Raw genomic sequence first — 23,329 nt, 5'->3', positions numbered from 1 at the left:
CGTGCTCGTCACCGTCGATTTCTGGCACGTCCCGCGCCGGCGGGCGGGGCACGCCGCCGCGCGCATGGCGCTCGACCGGCCCACGCTGCGGCGGACGTCCGGGCTGACGTTCGGCAAGCTGCTGGGCACCGGCTCGAGCCACCGGTTCACCCCGCTCGACGCCGACCCGCTGCGGTGGGCGCTGCTGGCGGTGTGGGACACACCCTCGGCGGCCCGGGGCTTCGAGCGCTCCAGGACAATCCGATCATGGGCCGGCATCGCGGACGAGCGCTGGCGGGTGGAGCTGCGCCCGGTGGCCTCCCGGGGGCGGTGGTCGGGCCGTACGCCGTTCGGGGGCCGTCCCGGTGGCCCGGCGAGCCACCGCCGCCCCGACGGGGGGCACAGTGGAAGACACGGCGGGGAACACGGCGGGGGGCCGGTGGCGGCTGTCACCCGGGCCCGGCTCGCGCCGCGGCAGGCCGTGGCGTTCTGGCGGGCCGTCCCGCCGGTCGCGGCGGAGCTGCGCGGCGCCGGCGGGCTGCTGTTCGCCGCGGGCATCGGCGAGGCGCCGATCGGCCTGCAGGGCACCTTCAGCCTGTGGCGGGACGTCACGGCGCTGCGCGCGTTCGCCTACCAGGGGCCGGCGCACGCCGCGGCGGTGCGGCGGACCCCCGCGGCGGGCTGGTACGCCGAGGAGCTGTTCGCCCGTTTTGTCGTGCTGGGCTCACGCGGGACGATCGGGGGTGTGAACCCGCTCGACATCCCGCCGTCCGCCGGGAAGGCCGATCATCCTTTGACAACCCGTTGAAGATCCTGCGCGAATGTGGGTCCCGCCGAGGCCCGGGCCGACTCCCGCGCACGCGGACGCCGACCGGACTGACGCCGGCAGGGCGGCCGGCGGCGGGACGACCGATGACGGGACGGCCGGCGCCCGGCGCGCCCGGTGCCCCTGGGCGCCCACCGCCCCGTGCCTCCACCACCCCATGTCCCAGCATCCCGTGCCCCAGCGTTCCCCGCTCTGTTCCCGCTCCGTCCCCCCACTGTCCGTTTCCCGCTCCGTTCCCGCCGACCACGCACCGCCGCCGACCACGACGGTCGCGGCCGGCCGCGTTCGATCCAACCCGGGTGGCGTAACTCGCATGCCAAGGTCCCTCGACCCCTCCGCCCCGCTCGCCGCGCGCGGGAGACCGGCCGGGAGCACCACCGACGCCGCCCCGGCCGGGCGGCGGACCCTCATCGCGACGGCGGTGACCGCCCGGGTCGCCGGGCTGGCCATCCGGGCCGGCGCGGTGCTGCTCCCGGAGCTCGCCGGACGGCCCGCAGACCTGCCCGCGGCGCTGACCGAACACCGGCCGCACACTCTCGTCGTCGGGGCCAACCACGTTCCGGGCGACGCGCTGCACCGGTGGGCGCAGGCCATGCGGAGGACACCGGACCGGCGCGCGCTGGCGGTGATCCGCCGCGGGACGTCACTGGCCGAGATCGACACCGACGCGGCCGCGGAGCTCGGCGTGACCGTACGCAACACCCCGGAGGTCAACGCCCGGCACGTCGCCCGGTTCATGGCGGACGAGCTCCTCGCGCCCCGCCGCGCCGCGGGCCACCGCCCACGGCCGCCGACGGTGGGGCTGATCGGCAGCGGTGACATCAACAGCCGCGTCGCGCGCGAGGCGGTGGCCCGCGGCCACGACGTGATCGTGTACAGCCCGTCGCTGGCCGCCGGCGCCGGCGGCCTCGACCGCTGGCTGGCGGCCAGACGGCTGCCGGCGGGACGCATCCGGGCGGCCCGGGACGTCGAGTCCGTGCTCGACGCGGCCGACCTGCTCGGGCTCGCCGTCCCGCTGACCACGGGCGGGGAGCATCCCACCGCCGGCCTCATCGGGGCCGAACGGCTCAAGCGGTTCGGCGGCCACCGGATCGTCTCGGTGTGCGAGCCCGACGTGTTCACCGGGCAGGCGCTGACGGCGGCCTTCGACCAGCTCGATCTCGAGGTCGTCCTGGACAACGCCCCACGGCTGTTGGACCCGGTGCGAGCGCTGCTGGCTGGCCGGTACGACCCGGACGACCCGCCGCGGGTGCGGCCCGGCTTCACCCTCGTGTCGGCCGCGATGCGCGCGCCGGAGTGCGCGGCCGATCTCGACCAGGCCGTCCTGACCGCCCTCGCCCGCCTCGATCTCGACGACCGGCGGGAGCTCCCGCGCCCACCCGCCGGGCCGAGCCGGGCCGAGGCCGAGGCCGTCGTGGTGGTCGGCGGCGGGATCGTGGGCCTGACCGTGGCGCTGCGGCTGCACGAGGCCGGGCGGCGGGTCGTGGTCCTCGACGCGGCGCCGGCCGACCGCCGCCGGGTCGACGAGCAGGGCACCACCTTCGCCGGCACCAACGGACGTCACCTGTCGACGACCGAGACTCTGCCGCACGCCGACGCCACCCGCGCCGGGGTCCTCGCCCGGACCCCGACGGATGGCGGATGGCGGCTGCGCCCGCCGGAATCGCTCTCGGCGCCCGAGGCCGCCTGGGCCGAGGCGTTCGAGCAGTTCACCGACCGGCCGGGGATGCGCGCCCTCGCCACCGAGGCGGTGATCGCGCTCAATCGGCTGGGGCTGCGGCGGTGGGAGGAGATCTTCCAGGCCCGTCCCGACGACCTCGGCGCCTGCCTGCGGGGGAACCGGCTGGCCCGGGTCTACCTCGACGACGCCGGGCTCGCCACCGGCCGCGCGCTGCAGACCCGGGCGAACGACGACACCACCGACCTGGACGCCGCGGCGGTCCGCCGGCACTGGCCCGCCCTCGCCGCGGGGCTCGGCGCCGGACCCAGCTGTCGGTCCGACCGCCGGTCCGGCGGCGGGACCGTCGAGGTCGACGGGTGCGCCGTGGCCGTCCACGACCTGGCCGGTGCGCTCGCCGACCTGCTGCGCGGCCGGGGCGTGCCGGTCGTCGCGTCGGCCGCGGTCCGCGGGCTGCGGCCCACCGGCGCGGCGGTCGAGGTGGAGCTCGGCGACGGCACGGTCGTGCCGGCCGGCCGGGTCGTCCTCACCGTCGGCGGCCGTGACCTGTACCGGCTGCTCGGGGGGCGCTGGCCTGACGCCGGCTGCGTCGCCAACGTGCTCGGGGTGTCGCTGACCCTGCCGAACCCGGGCGTGGCCCGACCGTTGAAGATCCACGCGGGCGATCCGCTCGGTGTGATCAACGTGACGCCCGCCGCCGACCAGTCGATGATCCACGTCAGCGGTGGCTTCGGGTACCTCGGCCTGGCGTCCTGGCGCGGCGCGCGCCTCATCCCGGCCGACAGCGACACCGAAGCGGGCGGTGGTGGCGTCACAGGGGCCGTCGAGGAGCTCGTCACAGCGCTCATCGTGGCCATCGGCGATCTCTTCCCCGCGCTGCGCGGGCCCGACGGGCGGCTGGACGTCCGCGAGGTGCGCACCTGCGAGCGGCCGATGACCGCGGACGGCCTGCCTGTGGTCGACGCCCCGGCGGAGCTCGGCGGGCGGATCGTCGTCGCGGCCGGGACGAACGCGGGCGGAGCCGTCCAGGCGCCGGCCCTCGCGGACCTGGTGGCCGACCTGCTCGACGGCCACCCGTGGTGGGCACAGCTGGCCATGGCCGGTGACCGGACCGGGCTGCCCGTCGGCGGGGGTCGGCTATAGCACTGTTTGCCAGACCCGTTCCGGCCGACGGGCGGTGGCCTCGCGCCGCGCGTTATCGTCGGATGGCCCGGCGCGACAGGAGGCAAGGCTGTTGACCGACGTCCGAATCGTGCGGTGGTCACCGGCCCGGATGCGGGCCCGGCTCGACGACGTCATCGCCGTGTACAAGGCCGCGTTCCTCGACCACCACGAGGACGACCCGGTGCGCGCCGCCCGGGACAGGGCGACGCACGCGCGCCGTCACTTCGACCGCCGTGACCTGCGCGCCGTCGCCGCGGTGACCCCGGACGACGAGCTGGTCGGCATGACCTACGGCCTGCCCGGCAAGAACGGCCAGTGGTGGCACGACGTCGTCGCCGGCGCGCTGCCGGAGGGGACCGCGGCGCACTGGCTCGCCGACTGCCTCGAGGTCGTCGAGCTGCACGTGCTGCCCGGTTACCAGGGCCGCGGCATCGGCCGTGACCTGCTGCGGGAGCTGCTGCGGGACGTCCCGCACCGCACGGCGGCGCTCTCCGCGCTCGAGCTGCCCGGCAGCCGCGCGCGCCGGCTGTACGCCAGCGAGGGATTCGTGCCCCTGCTGTCACACTTCCAGTTCCCCGGAAGCGGTACCGAGTACGCCGTGCTCGGCAAGGAGTTGCCCGGGCGGGACGCCGACGACCCGCCGCGCTCCGCTCCGGCAGGCCAGCCCGCCCGGGTGCCGTGAGCCGGTCGGGACCAGCCGGTTCCGATCCACCTCCGGCCGCCCCGGTGGGGCGGGCCGACCCACCTCCAGCCGCCCCTGCGGGGCGGGCCGCGGCCGTGCTGCCCTGGCTCGCCACCGCGGTGGCCGTCGCGCTCCAGATCACCTATCCGCTGACCTCCGGGGACAGGCGGGCGGCCGTGACGGTGCTGTCGGTCCTAGCCTTCCTCGCGGCGGCGGTGAGCCATGCGGCCGCCGTCCACGGGCCCGCGTGGGCCGCGGCCGCGACGGCGCTGGCCGCCGGCACCGGCCTGCTGGCCGAGTCGGTCGGCCTGCGTACCGGCTGGCCGTTCGGCCACTACGCGTACGGCTCCGCACTCGGCCCCGATGTGGCCCGCGTCCCGGTCGTCGTGCCGCTGGCCTGGGCGATGATGGGCCTGCCGGCGCTGGTGCTCGGCCGCCGCTGCGCCCGCTCGCTGGTGCGGGCACCGGCCGCGCGCCGGGCAGTGACGGCGCTGGTCGGCGGCGCCACGCTCACCGCCTGGGATCTGTTCCTCGACCCGCAGATGGTCGCCGAGGGCTACTGGGCGTGGTCCTCCGGCGGTCCCGCGCTCAACGGCATCCCGCTCAGCAACGCGGCCGGATGGCTGCTCGTCGGCACGCTGCTCACCGGCGCGCTGGCCGCCCTGCCCGCCACCGCCCGGACCGCCACCGCCGCGCCCTCCGCCGACCGGGTGCCGATGGCCCTGCTTGGCTGGACCTGCGCCTCGTCGGTGCTGGCCAACCTCGCCTTCTTCGGCCGTCCCGGGGTGGCGCTCGCCGGCGGTGCCGCGATGGGTTCGCTGCTCGGCCTTACCGTGCTGCTCGGCCGCCGCGACGCGGCCCGCGGGTGGGCCGGCACCGCCCGCGAACGGGACCTGGCACGCTCCGAGCTGTGAACGGAGGCAGACTGGCAACGGCGCTGGTGCGTTCCGGGGCGGCCGGAGCCGTCGCCGTCGCGGCGCACACGGCGGTGAACGCGGCGCTGCTGCGCGTCCCGGCGCCGGCCGTCCCGGTGCGGGAGCGGGTCAGCGTGATCCTGCCCGTGCGGGACGAGGCGGCGCGGGTGCGCACCTGCCTGACTGCTCTGCTCGGCTCCCGCGACGTCGCCGACCTCGAGGTGATCGTCTACGACGACGGCTCGACGGACGGCACGGGCGTGATCCTGCGCCGGCTCGCCGAACGGGACCGGCGCCTGCGGGTGCTGACCGGACCGGAGCCGCCGGACGGCTGGCTGGGCAAGCCCCACGCCTGCGCCCGGGCGACGCGCCAGGCCACCGGCACCGTGCTGGTCTTCGTCGACGCCGACGTCACCCTCGCCCCGGACGGCCTCGCCCGGGCCGTGGGCCTGCTGCGCGGATCGGGCCTGGACCTCGTCTCGCCCTACCCGCGGCAGGTCGCCGCCGGGGCGGCCGAACGGCTCGTGCAGCCGCTGTTGCAATGGTCGTGGCTGGCGCTGCTCCCGCTGCGCGCCGCCGAGCGCTCCGCCCGCCCGTCGCTGGCCGCGGCCAACGGCCAGTTCCTCTGCGTGGACGCGGCGGCCTACCGCCGGGCCGGCGGGCACGGCGCGGTCGGCGGCGCCGTGCTGGACGACATCGAGCTGCTGCGCGCGGTCAAGCGCTCCGGCGGGCGCGGTGTGGTCGCCGACGGCACCGAGCTGGCGGTCACCTGGATGTACGACGGCTGGCAGCCACTGCGGGACGGCTACGCCAAGTCGCTGTGGGCCGCGGGCGGCACCCCGGCGGCCAGCGTGGGTCAGCTGGCCGTGCTCGGATGGCTCTTCGTCGGCCCGGCGGTCGCCGCGGCGCGCGGGTCACGCGCGGGGCTCGTCGGCCTGCTGGCCGGCACGGTGAGCCGGCTGATCGCGGCCCGGCGCACCGGCGGCCGTGCCTGGCCGGACGCGGCGGCCCATCCGGTCTCCGTCTGCCTGCTCGGCTACCTGACGGCGCTGTCCTGGTGGCGGCACCGGCACGGCACCATCCGTTGGAAAGGCCGCGCGCTGAACGGGCCACCGACCGGGAGCGGACGACCGCGCATAGGCTCGGAGCCGTGGCGACGGTCGTCGTGGTCGGGGCGGGCGTCGGCGGGCTCGCGGCCGCCGCTCGGCTCGCCGCCGCCGGGCACCGGGTCACCGTCTGCGAGGCGGCGGAGCGGATCGGCGGCAAGCTCGGCTGGTACGAACGCGACGGCTACGGGTTCGACACCGGCCCGTCCCTGCTGACGATGCCCGAGGTGTTCGAGGAGCTGTTCGCCGCCACCGGCGGGCCGCTCGGCGAGCGGCTCACGCTGCGCCGCCTCGACCCGATCGCCGCCTACCGGTTCGCCGACGGGGCGGCGGTGACCGCGCACGCCGACGACGCCGCGTTCCACGCGGAGCTGGACGCGAGGCTGGGCGCCGGGGCCGGGGCCCAGTGGCGGCGCCTCGACGAGCGCGCCCGCCGGGTCTGGGCGGTGTCCGAACAGCCCTTCCTGCGCAGCCCGGTCTCGGCCGCGGCGCTGGCGCGGACCGCCGCGCGCCGCCCGCTGGGGCTGGCCACCGTCGCACCCGGCACCACCCTGCGCGGTATCGGGCGCCGTCACCTCACCGATCCGCGGCTGCGCATGATGCTGGACCGGTACGCGACCTACACCGGCTCGGATCCGCGCCAGGCGCCGGCCGCGCTGGTCACGGTCCCGCACGTGGAGCGACGGTTCGGCGGCTGGTACGTCCCGGGCGGGCTGCGGCTGCTCGGGCAGGCGATCGCCGAGCGGGCGGCCGAGCGCGGCGCGGTGATCCGCACCGGCGCGCCGGTCGCACGGATCACCCGCACGCCGGGGGGGCGGGTGGACGGCGTCCGCCTGGCCGACGGAACGCTGCTGGGTGCCGACCTGGTCGTGTCCGACGTCGACGCGGCCCGGCTCTACGACGGCGCACCGCCCGCGGCGCCCGGGCGGGCCGGCCCGCGCCCGCTCGTCGACCATCCGGCCAGCCGGCGGCGGATCCGGCGGCTGGCGCCGTCGCTGTCCGGTTTCGTCCTGCTGCTGGCACTGCGCGGGCGGACGCCGGGCCTGGCCCACCACACCGTGCTGTTCCCCGCCGACTACGAAGACGAGTTCAACGCGGTCTTCGGCGGCCGGCTGGCCTGGGATCCGACCGTCTACATCGCCGCGCCGGACGACCCGGCAACCGCACCGCCGGGCGACGAGGCGTGGTTCGTCCTGGTGAACGCCAGCCCGCACGCCGCCACCGCTGCCGCCACTGCCGGACCGCGGGGTCCCGGTGTGGACTGGGACCGGCCCGGGCTCGCCGACGCCTACGCCCGCCGCATCCTCGAGGTGCTGGCCTCACGTGGGCTCGACGTCCGCGCCCGGGTGCGCTGGTACCGGACGATCTCGCCGGCCGACCTCGCACGCGCGACCGGCGCCGTGGGCGGCTCGATCTACGGCGTGTCCTCCAACGGGCCGCGGTCGGCGTTCCTACGCCCGCGCAACCGCTCGCCGGTGCCCGGGTTGTTCCTGGTCGGCGGCTCGGCCCATCCGGGCGGCGGGCTGCCGCTGGTCACGCTCTCCGCGAAGATCGTCGCCGATCTCATCGGCCCGGCCTGACCCCGCCGCCCGCCGACAGCGCCGACCGCACCGAGACGAGGTACTGGACGAGCCCGACGACGCACACCACCAGCGTGGCCGCCGCGGCGACCGTGGCCACCGCGGCCGCATGTGCTGGGACGGCCCCGGCCAGCGCGAGACCCACCGCCGCGAGAATGATCCTGGTCGGCCGCTCCCCCACCGTCACGGTGCCGATCTCACCGTGCCCGGCACCGGCCGCGCGGGCCCGCACGTACTCGAGCATCATCATCGCGCCGCCCGCCGACACGACCAGCGCGACCGGTGCCCCGGCCAGCCAGAGCGCGAGCAGGTGGCAGGCGTCGCAGACCCGGTCGGCGGCCGAGTCGAGCACGTAGCCCCAGCTCGTCACCCGGGCGCGCAGCACGGCGACCGCGCCGTCGAGATTGTCCAGCAGGCCGCCGGCCACGACGACGAGTGGGCAGACCAGCACCCAACGGCCTCCCGCCCATGCGGCGGGAATCACCGGCGTGGTGGCGGCGACCGTCGCCGCCGTCACCGCGCCCGGACTGACGCCGGCCGCGGCCAGCGGCCTGGCCAGGCGATACACCAGATCGAGCCAGATCCGGATCATGCGCGCGCCGCTTCGGGGGTCGTACCCGCCGTGTAGCGCGGCCCATTCGACCAGGTAGGTGTCTCGATCGGGTATCGGGGTGCGCACACCGTCCATCGTGCCCGCGCCGTAGAGTTCCGTCGTGGTATCCGACCAGCCGACCGGTGTCGTCGAGTCCATCGAGGACCTGGACCCCGATCACGTTTTCAGCGCGCACCGTGACCAGGTGATACTGGCCGTGCGCATCACCCCGGTCTTCAACGCTCTCGATCTCGGTCTGGTCACCGCCGTCATCGACGCGGCGAACCACGCGGGATTCGCGCTGGTGCGGGAACAGACTTTCCGCGACGAATGGCTACTCTGCGTCTTCGACGCCTACGAGGAACAGGACTGAAGCCACGCCGCCCGCCGCCGCGCGCCCCGGCCGGACGGGGAGCGCGGCGCCGCACCGCGCGGCCACAGGCCACAGGCCACAGGCCACAGGCCACAGGCCACAGGCCACAGGCCACAGGCCACAGGCGGATCGTCAGCGGCCCAGGGACTGGTAGATCTCACGCGTCGCGCTGGAACGGTTCAGCGTGATGAAGTGCAGCCCCGGCGCGCCGCCGGCGAGCAGCCGCTCGGAGAGCTCCGTGGCGACCTCGACACCTATCGCCCGGACCGCGGCGGGATCGTCCGCGACCTCATGCAGACGGGCCGCGAGATCCGCCGGGAAATCCGCGCCGGAAAGCTGCGCCATGCGCTCGATCTGGGCCAAATTGGTAACCGGCATCACACCCGGAATGATCGGTGCGTCACAGCCGAGCCGCCGTACGCGTTCGACCAGCCGGAAATAGTCGTCGGCACCGAAGAAGAACTGGGTGATGGCGAAGTCGGCGCCCGCGTCCAGCTTTCGCACCAGGAACCGCGCGTCGGTCTCCAGATCCCGCGACCGCGGGTGTTTGTCCGGGAAGGCGGCGACGCCGACGCAGAAATCCCCGAGGGAACGGACGAGCCGCACGAGCTCGTCGGCGTGCCCCAGGCCGTCGGGATGACGCACCCATTCCGCCTGCGGGTCGCCCGGCGGATCGCCCCGCAGCGCCAGCACGTTGCGCACGCCCGCGCCGGCGTAGCCGCCGATGACCTGACGCAGCTCGCCCACCGAGTGGTTCACCGCGGTCAGGTGCCCGATGGGCGTCAGCGTGGTCTCGGTGGCGATGCGCTCGGTGACCCGGATGGTCCCGTCCCGCGTGGAACCGCCGGCTCCGTAGGTCACCGACACGAAGGTCGGGTGCAGGGCCTCGATCTCACGCAGCGCGGTCCACAGATGCCGCTCGCCCTCGGCCGTCCTCGGTGGGAAGAACTCGAAGGAGAAAGAGGTACGTCCGGAGGCCAGGCACTCGGCCACCGTCGGGGTCGACATCCGCGTCGTGCTCCCAGCCGCCGTCATGAGAGGGACCCTGTCATGCAGAAGAGAGTAATCCGGCCGCAGCCCATACCCCGGACAGGGCCTGCCGAGCCCGTGACGGCCACCGCGGCGCCGGGTCGGCGCTAGATCCGCACCGGGCCGCGCGGTGACGCGGGCCTGATCCTGATCCTGCCGGCCACGCTGCGCGCCAGCACCCGGCGCGCGGCCCCCGGCACGCTCGGCAGGTCGACGACCGCGGACTGCGGGTTCCCGGCCTCCGCCTCGACCCCGTACTCATCCTCGGGCAACACGAGGGTCACCATGCCGTCCTCGCTGACCGCGGACAGGTCGTCCGGCGGGCCGTCGAAGTGCAGGTTGACGTCGCCGGTCCGGCTACGGGCACTGACCCGCGCACCGGAGAGCTCCCGCCCGGTGATGCCGCCGCCCTCGGTGACCAGCACCAGGTCACCGGCGGAGCCCCAGAGGGTGATCTCCCCCATCCGGACCTCGGCCCGGGCCTTCGTCCCGCGCGGCAGCTTCAGCCGGGCCAGCGCCTCGCTCGTCCGCCCGTCGATCCGCAGCACACCGCCCGAGCGGGTCATGGTCGGCCTCGCCCGCCCGGGTCGGCGGCGCGCGAGGATCTCGACGGCGACGTCCGACCGGTCGTACTCGCCGATCTCGACCCGGCCGGCGGCGAGCCGGACCTCCACGGACGTCACCTCGTCGACCGTGCGCTCGAGCCGTTCCGGCGGCATCCGGAGCAGGATGAGAGCGCTGCCGGTCACCACCAGCAGCGCGACGCCGAGCGCGACGACGACGAGATCAGACACGACACCTCCGCACGACCTCTGGACGACCTCTGGACGCGGCGACCCCACCGGGTCGCCGATCAGGACGGTCGAACGCTACCCGCTACCGCCGGCACCGGGCGCCGGCCCGAGGTCCCGTCCGCGGTGAGATGTTCGGCGCACGGCCGCCCCTGGCCCGCCCCGGGCGGCGGTCCAGGGCTCCCGCCGCGCGGCGGTCACCGGGTGGGCGCCGGGCCGTCCCACCGAGGTGGCCCCACCGACGGGGCCGCGGCGGCGGGGCCACCTGCGGCGGGCGGAGCGGAGGCCCGCTCGGGCCCGGTGAGACCGTACCCACCCGAGCGGTGGACGGCCGGGCGGGTGCAGAGAGGACCTCCGATGCGAACAGTGACCGGGCCGACGGACCACGTCGTCATCGTCGGAGCCGGGCTGGGCGGACTTTCGGCCGCGCTCCGGCTGACCGGCGCGGGCCGGCGGGTCACCGTCCTGGAACGTGACGACACCCCCGGTGGGCGCGCGGGGTCGCTACGGCTGGGCGGCTACCGGTTCGACACCGGGCCGACCGTGCTCACCATGCCGGACCTGGTGGCGGACGCGCTCGACTGCGTGGGCGAGGACCTCGGCCGGTGGCTGCCGCTGCGCCGCCTCGACCCGATGTACCGGGCCCGCTTCGCGGACGGGTCCGTGCTGGACGTCCGCGCCGACCCGGAGCACACCGAGCAGGGGGTGCGGGAGCTGTGCGGGCCGGCCGAGGCAGCCGGGTTCCGTGACTTCACCCGGTTCGCGACCCGCATGTTCCAGGCGCAGATGCGCGACTTCATCGACGCCCAGGTCGACTCGCCGCTGGCCCTGATGCGGCCCTCGCTGGCCCGGGTGGCGGCGCTCGGCGGGTTCCGCCGCCTGGACACCGTGGTCGGACGGTACCTTCGCGACCCGCGGACCCGGCGGCTGTTCTCCTTCCAGGCGATGTACGCCGGGCTCGACCCGCACGAGGCGCTCGGGCTGTACGCCGTGATCGCCTACATGGACTCGGTGGCCGGCGTCTTCCACGCCGACGGCGGCCCGCACGCGGTCGCCGCGGCCATGGCCGGGGCCGCGGCCCGGCACGGGGCCACCTTCCGCTACGGCACCGAGGTGAACCGGGTGGAGGTCCGCGGCGGGCGGGCGGTCGCCGTGCACACCACCGCCGGCGAGCGGGTGGCGGCGGACGTCGTGATCCTCAACCCGGACCTCCCGGTGGCCTACCGCGACCTGCTGCCCGCCTCCGCCGCCCCGGCGCGGCTGGACCGCCTGCGGTACTCGCCGTCCTGCTTCCTGCTGCTCGCCGGCGCCCAGGGTGCCCACCCGTCCGGGACGCACCACACGATCCACTTCGGGGGCGCGTGGCGGCGCACCTTCGACGAGATCATCCGGCGCGGGGAGCTGATGAGCGACCCGTCGTTCCTGGTGAGCACGCCGTCGGTCACCGAGCCGGCGGCCGCGCCGGCGGGCGGGCACAGCTACTACGTCCTGTTCCCCACCCCGAACCTGACCGCGCCGCTGGACTGGTCGGTCCTCGGCCCGCGGTACCGCGACGAGGTCGTCGCCACACTGGAGCGTGCCGGCTACCCCGGGTTCGGAACGTCGATCGACGTCGAGCAGGTGACCACCCCGGCGGACTGGCGGGCCCGCGGGATGGCCGCCGGCGCGCCGTTCGCGGCGGCGCACACCTTCCGCCAGACCGGCCCGTTCCGGCCGTCCAACCTGGCGCCGGGACTGGCCAACGTGGTGTTCACCGGCAGCGGGACCCGGCCGGGGGTGGGAGTTCCGATGGTGCTGATATCGGGCCGGCTGGCCGCCGAGCGGGTTCTCGGCCGTGATCGTGGCTACCGCACGCGGACACTGAGGGCTATTCCCTGACGCCGTAATGTGTCATTGGGCGTTCGGGGCGTCACCCGGGTTTCGTGTCCCCGGAGTTTCGGCGCGGTATTAGGTGAGAACTTCCTGAAGGGCACCTTAGAAGAGGCTTCCGGCCACACTGTCCCGAGTCCGTTGGCACTCGATTCCGCACAGCGTCTGGGAGGATGGCGCCATGAACGAGTGGACGACCGATCCCGGCGTGGCGGCACCCGGCGCGGAGGTCCGGGCGCCCGCCGGCTCGGGTTCGGCGGCCAGCCGTCCGGCCGAGCCCTCCGCGATCGAGGCGGCCGACGACGCGGCCCTGCTCGAGCGGGCGTTGTTCGAGGTCAAGAAGGTCATCGTCGGCCAGGATCACATGGTCGAGCGCATGCTCGTCGCGCTGCTGGCCCGGGGGCACTGCCTGTTGGAGGGCGTGCCCGGCGTCGCCAAGACGCTGGCCGTGCAGACGCTGGCGACGGTCGTCGGCGGCTCCTTCGTGCGGATCCAGTTCACCAGCGACCTCGTCCCCTCGGACATCATCGGAACGAGGATCTTCCGCAGCAGCCGGGAGACGTTCGACATCGAACTCGGCCCGGTCTTCGCGAACTTCGTTCTCGCGGACGAGATCAACCGCGCGCCCGCGAAGGTGCAGTCGGCGCTGCTCGAGGTGATGTCGGAACGGCAGGTATCCCTCGGCGGGGTCACTCACCCGCTGCCGCGGCCCTTCCTTGTGCTGGCGACGCAGAACCCGATCGAGTCGGAGGGCGTCTACCCGCTACCCGAGGCGCAGCGCGACCGCTTCCTGATGAAGGTCAACGTTCCGTACCCGACCGCGGCCGAGGAGCTGGAGATCGTCCGGCGGATGGGCGTGCGGCCACCCACCGCCGAGGGCGTCCTCGAGCCGGAGTCCCTCATCAGGCTGCAGAACCGCGCGGACGACGTGTTCGTCCACCACGCGATCACCGAGTACGCCGTCCGCCTGGTGCTCGCGACCCGCTCCCCCGCCGACGTCGACCTCCCCGAACTGGCCGGGCACCTCGCGTACGGCGCGTCCCCCCGGGCCTCGCTCGGCCTCATCGCCGCGGCCCGGGCGCTCGCCCTGCTGCGCGGCCGGGATTACGTGGTCCCCGACGACGTGTCCGCGGTCGCGCTCGACGTCCTGCCGCACCGCCTGGTCCTCTCCTACGAGGCGCTGGCCGAGGGGCTCACCGCCGAGGAGATCGCCGGCCGCGTCCTCGACGCGCTGCCGCACCCCCAGGTCGCGCCCCGCCAGCAGGCCGGCGCCGACCACGGGCGCAACGGGCGCATCCCCCCACCGGTCACGCACTCCGGGCGCTGGCGCACCGACCCACGCACCGGCTTCCCCGAGTACTTCGATGGCGGGTCGTCCCGGTGACCGTTCCCCGCGCGGATCCGGCCGCGCCCCAGCCCGCGGCGACGTCGCCGTCGGTCGAGCGGACGCTGCGCAGCCTCGAGCTCACCGTGACCCGCCGGCTGGACGGCATGCTGCTCGGCGATCATCTCGGCCTGCTGCCCGGCCAGGGCACCGAGAAGGCCGAGAGCCGGGAGTACAACGTCGGCGACGACGTCCGCCGGATGGACTGGGCGGTCACCGCGCGGACGACCGTCCCGCACGTGCACGACCTGATCGCCGACCGGGAGCTGGAGACGTGGGCGCTGGTCGACCTGACGGCCAGCCAGGAGTTCGGCACCACCTCGGTCCGCAAGCGTGATCTGGCGATCGCCGCGGTGGCGGCGATCGGCTTCCTCACCGCCCGCACGGGCAACCGGATGGGAGCCGTGGCCCTCACCCCGGCCGGGCCACGGGTCATCCCCGCCCGGCCCGGCCGCCAGGGCCTGCGAACGCTGCTGCGGACCCTGCTGACGGTCCCCGAGGGGGCGCACGACCGGCCGCTGCGCCGGCCCGACCCGGCGGCCGCCACCGATCTCGCCGCCGCGATCGCCGCCCTGGACCGCCCGCGCCGGCGCCGTGGCCTCGCGGTGGTCGTCAGCGACTTCCTCTCCACCGACCTCGACTGGGAACGGCCGATGCGCGTCCTCGCGGCGCGCCACCAGCTCCTCGCGGTCGAGGTCCTCGACCCGGCCGAGCTGACGCTGCCCGCCGTGGGCCTGCTTCCGGTCGTGGACGCGGAGACCGGCGAGCTGGTGGAGGTTCCGACGTCCTCACGGCGACTGCGTGAGCGCTACCGCCTGGCCGCGGCCGAGCACCGCTCCCAGGTCGCCCTCGCGCTGCGCCGGGCGGGCGCCGGGCACCTGGTGCTGCGCACCGACTCCGACTGGCTGATCGACATCGTCCGCTTCGTCTCGGCGAGCCGGACGAGCCGCGGCGCGGCACGACGCCCACCCGTGGACTCGACCCGGCTACCGGGCCACCCGCGATCGCTCCCGCCGGCCACCGGCCGGGGTCGACCCGGGACAGCAGCTGTGGCCGGGGCAGGCGGCCGTCGGGGCAGGCGGGCGGCGGCGCCGTGAGCTTCCTGGCCGGTCACTGGTTGTGGCTCTTCCTCGCCGTCGGCGCGCTGACGGCGGCTTACGTCGTGGTGTCGCTGCGCCGCCGGGTCTACGCCGCGCGGCTGTCGTCGACCGCCCTGCTCTCCAGCGTCCTGCCGCGCCGCCCGCAGTGGTGGCGCCGCCACGTCCCGGCGGCACTGCTGCTGCTCGCCCTGGCCGGCCTGGTCATCTCGATGGCCCGCCCCGCCCGGGCCGAACGGGTGCCACGCGAACGAGCGACGATCATCCTGGCCATCGACGTGTCGAACTCGATGGCCGCCACCGACATCACACCGACCCGGCTCGAGGCGGCCAAGCAGGGCGCCCAGGCCTTCGTCGACCAGCTCCCGCCGCGGATCAACCTCGGGCTGGTGTCGTTCGCGGGCTCGGCGGCCGTCCTCGTCCCCGCCTCGACCGACCGGGAGTCGGTGCGCTCGGGAATCCGCGGGCTGCAGCTCGGCCCGGCGACCGCCGTCGGTGAGGGCATCTACGCCTCCCTGCAGGCGATCGCCACCGCCGGGCAGCGGCTCTCCGACGAGGGGCAGCCACCACCGCCCGCCGCGATCGTCCTGCTCTCGGACGGTGAGACCACACGAGGGCGCCCGAACGCGCAGGCGGCGACGGCCGCGCGCGACGCCGAGATCCCCGTCGACACCATCGCCTACGGCACCTCGGACGGCACCCTCGACGTCGGCGGCCAGCAGATCCCCGTACCGGTCAACGAGGAAGCCCTGCGTGAGCTGGCCGACCAGACAGGCGGCTCGTACCACCGGGCGACCTCCGGTGACGAGCTGCAGTCCGTCTACCGGGGCCTGGGCAGCTCCATCGGTTACCGCACGGAGTACCGGGAGATCACGACCTGGTTCGTCGGCCTCTCCCTCGGGCTCGGGCTGGCCGCCGCCGCGCTCTCACTCGCGCTGTCCTCCCGGCTGCCCTGATCCGCCGGCAACGCTGATCCGCCGGGTGCCCTGATCTGCCGGTTGTGCTGATCCGCCGGCTACGCTGGCTGTTGTGAGCGGCCTGCGCAGCGAGCTGGACGCGGCCGGCATCACCGATCCGCGCCTGCGGAGCTCCTACCGCGCCGCCCGCGAGCTGAACGCCGTCCACGGGCGCACCTACTACCTGGCCACCCTCCTGCTGCCACGGTGGAAGCGCCCGCACGTCCACGCCCTGTACGGCTTCGCGCGGTACGCCGACGAGATCGTGGACGACCTCGACTCGACGCTGACCGACGAGGCAAAGGCACAGTGGCTGCGACAGTGGGGCAACCGCTTCCTCACCGCACTCGCCACCGGCTCGGTCGGGGTCGGGGTCGACGGGAGCGGGGCAGGCTCCGTCGGTGCCGGGGATGCCGGGGTGCTGCCAGCCGTCCTGCACACGATTCGGCGTTTCGACCTGCCGGTCGCGTACTTCGAGGCCTTCCTGACCTCGATGGCGATGGACCTGACCGTCACCGGCTACGCCACCTGGGACGACCTCATGGTCTACGTCCACGGCTCGGCGGTGGTGATCGGCCTGCAGATGCTGCCCATCCTCGAGCCCGTCGACGCCTCGGCGGAACCGTACGCCCGCGACCTCGGCGCCGCCTTCCAACTCGCGAACTTCCTCCGCGACGTCGGGGAGGACCTGCGCCGCGGCCGCGTCTACCTTCCGCAGACGTCCCTGGACCTGTTCGGAGTCACCAGGGAGCGCCTCGCCACCGGGGTGGTCGACGGCCCCGTGCGCCGGCTGCTGACCCACGAGATCGCCCGTGCGCGGGAGCTGTTCCGCTCGGCCCGACCGGGCATCCGGCTGCTGCACCCGACGTCCCGCGACTGCCTCTGGACCGCGTTCCACCTCTACGGCGACATCCTGGACGAGATCGAACGCGCCGACTACCAGATCCTCGACCGACGGGTATCCGTCGGCCTGGGCCGCCGCCTCACCGTCGCCACGCCGGCCCTGATCCGCGCCACCCGCTCCCGCCGCCATCCCTCGACGAGCTAAGCCGCCCCACCAGCCCCCACATCACGGCTGGCTCAGAGCAGGTCCCGGCTCAGAGCAGGTCGCGGCCGCCGAGGTAGGGGCGCAGCACCTCGGGCACCCTGACCCGGTGGTCGGCGGTCTGGAAGTTCTCCAGGATCGCGGCCAGCAGGCGGGGCGTGGCCACCGCGGTGTTGTTGAGGGTGTGCGCGAAACGTACGTTGCCGTCCGCGTCGCGGTAGCGCAGGTTCGCCCGGCGGGCCTGCCAGTCGTGCAGCGTCGAGCAGCTGTGGGTCTCCCGGAACAGGTCGAGGGTGGGGAACCACGTGTTGATGTCGTTCATCCGGAACTTGCCCAGGCCCATGTCCCCGGTCGAGCACTCGACGACCTCGTAGTGCAGGCCCAGGTCGGCCAGGATGTGCTCGGCCGTAGCCAGCAGCTCCGCGTGCCAGCGGGCTGACTCCGCCGGGTCGTTCACGCACAGGACGAACTGCTCGACCTTCTCGAACTGGTGTACCCGCAGTAGCCCGCGGACGTCCCGGCTGGCGCTGCCGATCTCGCGCCGGAAGCACGGCGAGATGCCGGCGTAGCGGATCGGCAGGCGCCTGGCGTCGAGGATCTCCCCGGCGTGCAGGCCGACCAGGGCCACCTCCGCCGTCCCGGCGAGGAACGCGTCGTCGGCGGGGATCTCGTAGATCTCCTCGCGGGCCTTCGGGAGCATGCCCGTGCCGACGAGCGGGCCCTCCTTGACCAGCGCGGGGACCGACACCGGGGTGAAGTCCCGCTCGCGCAGCAGGTCGAGGGCGTAGGAGTGGACCGCCCGCTCGAGCATGACCATGTCGCCGACCAGGGCGTACGCCCGCTCACCGGCGACCCTGCGGGCCCGGGCGAACTCGGCCCAGCCGCGCTTCTCGGCGAGCTCGGTGTGGTCGATCGGGGTGAAGTCGAACTCCGGGCGGGTGCCCACGGTGCGGACCACCACGTTCGCGGACTCGTCCGGGCCGACCGGGGCGCCCTCCCAGGGGATGCCCGGGGTGAGCAGCATCAGCTCGGACATCCGCGTGCTCGTCCGGATGAGCTGCTCGCGCAGGTCACGGAGCTGCCGGTCGAACTCGGCGTGCTCGGCACGCAGCTCGGCGCGGCGCGCCTCGTCAGCCTTGGCGAACTGCTTGGCGAAGGACTTGCGCCGGGCCTGGGCCTCGTCGACCTCGAACTGCAGCTTGCGGTTCTCCTGGTCGAGCTGGAGCAGTTCGTCGACGTCGAGGTCGACGCCCTTGAGGCGGACAGCCTCCTTCACGGCGTCGGGATTTTCCCGGATGAAGCGCTTGTCGAGCATGAATTCGTGTCAGCCTTCGTATCGGTTCCCTGTGCGCAGACGCTATCAGTCGCCTCCCCGGACCCCCTGCCGTAAGGGCCCGCCGGCGCCCGGCTCGGCACACCGGTTTCCACGGCATTCCCCCCGCGTACCCTGTGTGACGGCGGTGCGCCCGGTCACGCCCTCGGGTTCCGTGTCGCACCGACGCCCCGGACGGACTACGCGCGGCTCACAGGTCGCGCACAGGTCCGGATGCGCACACTCGTGGCGGACCGGTGCCGGCACGCTGACGAGGATTGCCGGCCGGGGCCGATCACCTGATGGACGGATGACCTGGTGACGACCTGATGACCATCCGGTAGTCACGCTGACGAGGAGCGGGAGGCCGGCGAGGGTGTCGAGCACGAAGGAACGGCGGCAGCGCGAGATAGCCGCCGCGCGGGCGGCGCGCCAGGCGCAGCGCCGCCGCCAGGCGTACCAGCGACGGCAACGCCGCCTGACGATCGTCGCGGCGGTGGCCGTGGTGGCCATCGTCGGCTCGGTGATCGCCGCGGTCCTGCTCAGCGGCGGCGGGGACAACGACAATCTCAGCGCGACCGATCCCGCGGCCAACCCGTCGGCGTCGGCGGCACCGGCGGTGCCGGCCGGGCAGACGAGCAAGGTCGGTGACTGCGTCTACACCTCGAGCGGCGAGTCGCCGTCCCGCCCGGTGGGGCTCCCGACGGCCGCCGCCACGGTGAACAAGGCCCCCGCCACCATGGTCATCACCACCGACCAGGGCACGATGACGGCCGCGCTCGACGCGGACAAGGCTCCCTGCACGGTGAACGCGCTGCGCACGCTCGCCGAGGCGGGCTTCTACAACGACACCGCCTGCCACCGGCAGACGGGTGGCGCCGACGCCGGCATCAACGTGCTGCAGTGCGGGGATCCGACCGGCAGTGGGATGGGCGGCCCGGGCTTCGGCTACGCCAACGAGAACACCGAGGGCGTGAACTACAACCGGGGTGTCCTGGCCATGGCGCACAGCAGCCAGCCGGACAGCAACGGCAGCCAGTTCTTCATCAACTACGCCGACCCGAGCCAGCAGGGCGCCGCGGCGCTCGCCGGCGGCTACACCGTCTTCGGCCACATCACCGAGGGCCTCGACGTCCTGGACAAGCTGACGTCCCCGGGTGTCGAGGGCGGCGGGTCGGACGGCGCGCCGGCCAGCAAGCCGCAGATCAAGTCGATCGAGATCACCCAGGGGCCCTGACCTCGATCCGCCCCATCGCCCCGCCGCCCCGCCCCGGACTGACCGCCCGGGACGGGGCGGCGGAACAACCTGGACGGACGAGGACCGGCGCGCTGGACGAGGCCGACGGAGGGTCGCCGGGCTGGGTCTGACCGGGGTCGGCGGGGCGGCTCAGCCGGCCCAGCGGCGCATCGTGTCGATCCGGGCCTGAAGCTGGGCCGTGCTGGCCTGGGCGCTCGGCGGGCCGCCGCAGGAGCGGCGCAGCTCGGCGTGGATCATCCCGTGCGGCTTTCCGGTGCGATGGTAGTGCGCGGCGACAAGCTTGTTCAGCTCGCGCCGCAGGTCGCCGATCTGCTCGTGGACGGGCCGGTCGGCCGGGTCGGTGCCCGCCTCCCCCTGCCGCGCGGCCGGCACCACGGGTTCGCCGGCCGCGGGCCGCGCCTTCGCCGCGGCGGCCTGCTGCGCCGCCTGGCGCTGGCGCAGCAGGGTCGCGACCTGGTCGGGCTCGAGCAGGCCCGGCAGACCCAGGAAGTCCTCCTCCTCGAGGGAGCCGGAGGCGGCCGGCGTGCCGAACTCGCCGCCGTCGAAGATCACCCGGTCGAGCTGGGCGGAGGAGCCGAGCGCGGTGAACAGGGTGTCGGGCTTTTCGGGGGTGTCGCGGCGGCGGTTGGCCTCGCGCAGCGCGTCGTCGTCGAACGCGTCCGGCTCACGCTGCGGTTTGTCGAGCGCGTGGTCGCGCTGGACCTCCATCTCGCCGGCGAGTGCCAGCAGCGACGGGACGCTGGGCAGGAACACCGACGCCGTCTCCGAGCGTCCGCGGCCACGGACGAACCGGCCGACGGCCTGGGCGAAGTACAGCGGCGTCGAGGCCGAGGTGGCGTACACGCCGACCGCCAGGCGGGGGACGTCCACGCCCTCACTGACCATGCGGACGGCGACCATCCACCGGTCCGTCGACTCACGGAACGTGGCGATCTTCGTGCTGGCGGTCGGGTCGTCGGAGAGGACGATCACGGGAGACACGCCGGTGATCCGCCGCAGCAGGCCGGCGTAGGCGCGGGCGTTGGTGTGGTCGGTCGCGATGACCAGGCCTCCGGCATCCGGCATCCCGCCCCGGCGCACCTGGGAGAGCCGGGTGTCGGCGGCGGCCAGGACCGCGGGCATCCAGTCTCCGCGGGGGTCGAGGGCCGTGCGCCACGCTGCCGCGGTCTGCTCGCTGTTCAGCGGCTCGCCGAGCCGGGCGCTGAGCTCCGCGCCGGCGCTGGTGCGCCAGGACATCTCACCCGAGTAGGCGAGGAAGAGCACGGGACGGACCACACCGTCACGCAGCGCCTCGGCGTAGCCGTAGGAGGAGTCCGCGACGCTGCGCGTCACGCCCTCGGCGTCGGGCAGGTAGGTCACGAACGGGATCGGGTTGACGTCGGACCGGAACGGGGTTCCGGTGAGCGCGAGCCGGCGGGCGGCCGGCTCGAACGCCTCCCGGACCGCCTCGCCCCAGGACAGGGCGTCGCCCGCGTGGTGGATCTCGTCGAGGATCACCAGCGTGCGGCGCGCGGCCGTGCGCATGCGGTGCAGGGCGGGGTGCGCGGCGACCTGGGCGTAGGTGACCGCGACCCCGGTGTAGTCCGACGCGGTGGCGCCGGCCGAGTTGCGGAAGGTCGGGTCCAGGTCGATCCCGACCGCGGAGGCGGCGTTGGCCCACTGCCGCTTGAGGTGCTCGGTCGGGGCGACCACGGTCACCGAACGCACCTCGCCCGCGGCCAACAGGTCGGCGGCGATCTCCAGCGCGAACGTCGTCTTGCCGGCGCCCGGGGTCGCGACGGCCAGGAAGTCGCGGCCGCCGGACGCGCTGCGCGACCGGTAGGTCTCCAGGGCTGCGCGTTGCCATGCCCGCAGGGGCCGGGCCTCGCCGCGCGCGCGGGGGCCTCGCCCGCCGGGGCCTTGCCCGCTGGAGCTCTGAGGCAGGGGTCCGACTCTCACGACATCAGACTCTATGGTGGTGCGCCAGCCGGACGACGACGCCGCGCACCGCGGCGCCACCCGGCCACTCCCTGTGGGCAGCTCAACCGGTGCCATGATTTGTCGCTTTCTTGTCACCGAAGGACCACACAGGGGGTATCACCGTCTTTGCTAACTCAGGGTTAAGCTCCTGAAGTCAACCGCTTGACTCGGAGGTCCCGATGCAGCGCTCGACAGGACCGTCGGCTGGTCGCGCCACGCCGAGGACTGCGCAGGCGAACGACCACAGGCCGGCATCGGCCGGGATCACCCGCACTCCGAACGTGCGGTTGCGTACCTGCCGGGAGGAACGCGGTTGGTCGCAGGAACGACTGGCCAGTGAGATCCGGCGTTTTTCCGTCATACACGAGGGCCGTGAGGCCGGCGTGACGGGAAATATGATCTGCAAATGGGAGAAGGGCGATAAAAAGCCCAGCCTTCGTTACCAGCGGCTCCTGCGGGCCCTGTTCGAGCGGTCGTCGGCGGAGCTCGGCTTCGTGGACGACGACCCCAACACGGGGCTTCCGGCGCACGCGTCCGGCGCGGACAAGGCCTCCCGGGAGATCGTGCCGGCCGGCACGCTGCTCCTGCAGGCCGCCGAGGCCGACGCCGGCCTGCACAACGCTCTCCCGGTGGAGCGGCGCGGGTTTCTGCGGCTGTTCGCGGCGGCCGGCGGTGTCGCGGTCGTCCCGCTGGGCATGGGTGGCGACGACGCGCCCTGGGAGCGGCTGTCCGCCGCGCTGCGCCGGCGCACCACGGTCACCCCCGAGCTCGCGGACGAGCTGAGCCGCTGCACCGCGGGCCTGTACGGCCTCGAGGAGCGGGTTCCGGCCCGGGCCCTGTTCCCCCGGGTCACCGGGCATCTGGGGACGCTCACGCAGCTCCTGGAGTCCAGCGGCCGCTCGCCGGTCCGCCGGGACCTCGCCTCCACGGCCGGCGAGACCGCCGCCCTGGCCGGTTGGCTCGCCTTCGACATGAACGACGTCCCCTCGGCCCTGGCCTACTACCGGGTCGCCATCGAGGCTGCGCGGGAGGCCGACGACAGCGCGCTGTGGGCCTGCGTGCTGGGCTACGAGAGCTATCACAGCGCGGGCATCGGCCGTCACGACCAGGCCTGCGCACTGCTGGCCGAGGCGCAGCGCCGCGCCGCGACGGGCAGCACCGTCATGACGAAGGCCTGGCTGGCCGGGCGGGAGGCCGAGGAGCAGGCGGCCCGCGGTGAGGGGCGGGCCGCGCTGGCCGCCCTCGACCGCGCCCAGGACGCGTTCGACCGCGCCGACGACGGCGACCGGGTCTGGACACAGTTCTTCGACCGCGGCCGTCTGGACGGCATCAAGGTCACGACCTACACCCGGCTGCGGCGCCCGGCCGCGGCCCACGCGGCGGCGACCGAGGCACTGCGCGCCACCACCCCGCACAGCGGCACCAAGAAGCGGTCCCTGCTGCTCGGTGACATCGCCGAGGTCCACATCCAGCGCCGGGAGATCGAGGCCGCCACCCAGTACGCGACCGAGTCGCTCGCCATCGTCGCGGCGACCGACTTCTCCCTCGGGCTGACCAGGGTCCGCCGCGTCCGGGAGCATCTGCGGCCCTGGCAGCAGACGCAGGCCGTCCGCGACCTCGACGAGCAGCTCCGCGCGCTCACCTGAGCGCCCCCGCGGCCGGCGCCCACCGGAGGCCGGCTGCCGGGCACATCCCGGCAACCGGGCGGCCCGGATGTCGGGATGTCGGGATGTCT

General features: G+C 74.7%; 18 protein-coding genes and 1 pseudogene. 14 read left to right on the top strand and 5 right to left on the bottom strand.

What is annotated here, in order from left to right; translation table 11 throughout:
- Window position 1 precedes the first annotated feature (1 nt).
- The 6 genes and pseudogenes from AC559T_RS20920 to AC559T_RS20895 all read left to right on the top strand — a co-directional run bounded on the left by AC559T_RS20920 (window position 2) and on the right by AC559T_RS20895 (window position 7,929).
- Complete coding sequence (locus AC559T_RS20920; RefSeq protein ID WP_498869799.1) at window positions 2-787, top strand: spheroidene monooxygenase; 786 nt, start codon at window positions 2-4, stop codon at window positions 785-787.
- A 331-nt stretch (window positions 788-1,118) separates the two neighbouring features.
- Window positions 1,119-3,626, top strand: a complete 2,508-nt coding sequence (locus AC559T_RS20915; protein ID WP_498869798.1) for an FAD-binding oxidoreductase — start codon at window positions 1,119-1,121, stop codon at window positions 3,624-3,626.
- A gap of 91 nt (window positions 3,627-3,717) precedes the next feature.
- Window positions 3,718-4,329 (top strand): GNAT family N-acetyltransferase, encoded by a 612-nt coding sequence (locus AC559T_RS20910; protein ID WP_368955020.1) that lies wholly within the window; start codon window positions 3,718-3,720, stop codon window positions 4,327-4,329.
- A gap of 95 nt (window positions 4,330-4,424) precedes the next feature.
- Window positions 4,425-5,243, top strand: coding sequence for a carotenoid biosynthesis protein (locus AC559T_RS20905; protein ID WP_498869812.1), 819 nt, complete (start codon window positions 4,425-4,427; stop codon window positions 5,241-5,243).
- A pseudogene (locus tag AC559T_RS20900) lies at window positions 5,195-5,938 on the top strand (glycosyltransferase family 2 protein); the annotation flags it as partial. The gene AC559T_RS20905 and the pseudogene AC559T_RS20900, both read left to right, overlap by 49 nt.
- A 455-nt stretch (window positions 5,939-6,393) precedes the next feature.
- Complete coding sequence (locus tag AC559T_RS20895) at window positions 6,394-7,929, top strand: phytoene desaturase family protein (RefSeq protein ID WP_235015025.1); 1,536 nt, start codon at window positions 6,394-6,396, stop codon at window positions 7,927-7,929.
- Here the strand turns inward: AC559T_RS20895 and AC559T_RS20890 are convergent.
- Entirely contained in the window at window positions 7,913-8,680 is a 768-nt protein-coding gene (locus AC559T_RS20890; protein ID WP_498869797.1) for a CDP-alcohol phosphatidyltransferase family protein, read from the bottom strand. The genes AC559T_RS20895 and AC559T_RS20890 overlap by 17 nt on opposite strands.
- Between AC559T_RS20890 and AC559T_RS20885 the strand changes: the two genes are divergently transcribed.
- Window positions 8,643-8,894 (top strand): hypothetical protein, encoded by a 252-nt coding sequence (locus AC559T_RS20885; protein WP_041254788.1) that lies wholly within the window; start codon window positions 8,643-8,645, stop codon window positions 8,892-8,894. The two genes, AC559T_RS20890 and AC559T_RS20885, sit on opposite strands and share 38 nt — an antisense overlap.
- Window positions 8,895-9,026: 132 nt before the next feature.
- On the opposite strand, the gene metF is transcribed toward AC559T_RS20885, so the two are convergent.
- Both metF and AC559T_RS20875 read right to left on the bottom strand, forming a co-directional pair.
- Entirely contained in the window at window positions 9,027-9,929 is a 903-nt protein-coding gene (metF, locus tag AC559T_RS20880; protein ID WP_498869796.1) for a methylenetetrahydrofolate reductase [NAD(P)H], read from the bottom strand.
- Between the two features lie 101 nt (window positions 9,930-10,030).
- A complete protein-coding gene (locus AC559T_RS20875) occupies window positions 10,031-10,717 on the bottom strand; it encodes a DUF4097 family beta strand repeat-containing protein (RefSeq protein WP_083390869.1) in 687 nt (228 codons plus the stop codon).
- Between the two features lie 354 nt (window positions 10,718-11,071).
- Here AC559T_RS20875 and crtI point away from each other — a divergent pair, with 354 nt between their 5' ends.
- From crtI to AC559T_RS20850, 5 genes are all read left to right on the top strand, one after another.
- Window positions 11,072-12,592, top strand: a complete 1,521-nt coding sequence (gene crtI / locus AC559T_RS20870; RefSeq protein WP_112109200.1) for a phytoene desaturase family protein — start codon at window positions 11,072-11,074, stop codon at window positions 12,590-12,592.
- A gap of 172 nt (window positions 12,593-12,764) precedes the next feature.
- The gene (locus tag AC559T_RS20865; protein WP_368955026.1) at window positions 12,765-13,967 is read left to right on the top strand and encodes an AAA family ATPase; all 1,203 of its coding nucleotides are present in this window, start codon (window positions 12,765-12,767) and stop codon (window positions 13,965-13,967) included.
- Window positions 13,964-15,064 (top strand): DUF58 domain-containing protein, encoded by a 1,101-nt coding sequence (locus AC559T_RS20860; protein WP_498869795.1) that lies wholly within the window; start codon window positions 13,964-13,966, stop codon window positions 15,062-15,064. Before AC559T_RS20865 ends, AC559T_RS20860 begins: the two co-directional genes overlap by 4 nt.
- Entirely contained in the window at window positions 15,061-16,020 is a 960-nt protein-coding gene (locus tag AC559T_RS20855; RefSeq protein WP_112109198.1) for a VWA domain-containing protein, read from the top strand. Before AC559T_RS20860 ends, AC559T_RS20855 begins: the two co-directional genes overlap by 4 nt.
- A 73-nt stretch (window positions 16,021-16,093) precedes the next feature.
- Complete coding sequence (locus tag AC559T_RS20850; protein WP_498869794.1) at window positions 16,094-17,068, top strand: phytoene/squalene synthase family protein; 975 nt, start codon at window positions 16,094-16,096, stop codon at window positions 17,066-17,068.
- Between the two features lie 49 nt (window positions 17,069-17,117).
- Here the strand turns inward: AC559T_RS20850 and serS are convergent, their stop codons facing one another.
- Window positions 17,118-18,380 (bottom strand): serine--tRNA ligase, encoded by a 1,263-nt coding sequence (serS, locus tag AC559T_RS20845; RefSeq protein ID WP_498869793.1) that lies wholly within the window; start codon window positions 18,378-18,380, stop codon window positions 17,118-17,120.
- 373 nt (window positions 18,381-18,753) lie between these two features.
- Between serS and AC559T_RS20840 the strand changes: the two genes are divergently transcribed.
- Window positions 18,754-19,614 carry a peptidylprolyl isomerase gene (locus AC559T_RS20840; protein ID WP_071061730.1) on the top strand — a complete coding sequence of 287 codons (861 nt, stop codon included), beginning with the start codon at window positions 18,754-18,756 and terminating at the stop codon, window positions 19,612-19,614.
- Between the two features lie 150 nt (window positions 19,615-19,764).
- Here AC559T_RS20840 and AC559T_RS20835 read toward each other — a convergent pair whose 3' ends face one another.
- Window positions 19,765-21,573, bottom strand: a complete 1,809-nt coding sequence (locus tag AC559T_RS20835; protein ID WP_498869792.1) for a DEAD/DEAH box helicase — start codon at window positions 21,571-21,573, stop codon at window positions 19,765-19,767.
- A 200-nt stretch (window positions 21,574-21,773) separates the two neighbouring features.
- Between AC559T_RS20835 and AC559T_RS20830 the strand changes: the two genes are divergently transcribed.
- Window positions 21,774-23,240, top strand: coding sequence for a helix-turn-helix domain-containing protein (locus tag AC559T_RS20830; protein ID WP_071061728.1), 1,467 nt, complete (start codon window positions 21,774-21,776; stop codon window positions 23,238-23,240).
- Window positions 23,241-23,329: the final 89 nt, after the last annotated feature.

This window comes from Frankia sp. Hr75.2 (assembly GCF_949319125.1).
Lineage (GTDB): Bacteria > Actinomycetota > Actinomycetes > Frankiales > Frankiaceae > Parafrankia > Parafrankia soli.
This window is presented reverse-complemented; position numbering and strand designations above follow the sequence as displayed.